The sequence below is a fragment of the Vibrio sp. 378 genome (assembly GCF_033339435.1).
Genome location: NZ_JAWOUO010000497.1, coordinates 1 through 732, shown reverse-complemented (window position 1 = coordinate 732; position 732 = coordinate 1). Strand labels below are relative to the sequence as shown.

At 36.5% G+C, this 732-nt stretch carries 2 pseudogenes; both read left to right on the top strand.

Going from position 1 to position 732, the window contains the following annotated elements:
* Window positions 1-155 (top strand): annotated as a pseudogene (locus tag R7Q48_RS27165) (transcriptional regulator); the annotation flags it as partial.
* 294 nt (window positions 156-449) lie between these two features.
* Window positions 450-732: pseudogene (locus tag R7Q48_RS27160) on the top strand (peptidase S41); the annotation flags it as partial.

Genomic DNA, 732 nt, shown 5'->3' with positions numbered 1-732 from the left:
AGTTCAATGCGCTCAATACCTCCAACCAAGATGGCGAGTTAACTAACGTTTTAATGCGTTGCACTCCAGGGACACAAATATTTTTCTCTGACGGATTACCCAATATTGATGGGGATTTATTAAAGTATGTTTCTCAGCTCAATCAACGTTTTTAAATTAAATCGCACATACCAATATTAATTCCATACTTAAAATAAATTGAACAAGTCAGTATACTTGGTCAAACCAACCCATTTAATTGACATTAAATTCTGTTAAAACACGTCATTTAAATATCCACATATAAATATACTGCTAAAACACTAACCTACCTTCCGTTAAACCTATCACAATATTTAAATATAAATTTGCGCATAAACAGTTGAAATTTATACATTCATCAATGCTAAGGAAATAAAAATAAGCAGATTAAATAATTATAAAATCATCACTTGTAGGGACATACAAATATGAAATTTCAGTATTCTATTGCAACGGCAGTTACTCTAGCGTTATTACAAGGCTGTGGCGGTGGTGGCGACGGCGCTTCTCCATCCATCAATACGTCAACCAATTCGGCATGGACGCAAGGCGATTACAGTAAAACCTCTAACGAATTTGCCAACCGATGTGAAACGCCAAGAACGGGCTTAGATCCGTACGCGGGTTACCAACCATACCCAGACAAAGCCGGTTCAGCGTTGCAAGAAAAACTCTTTTTACGTGCTTTTACCAATGAAACTTACCTTTGGT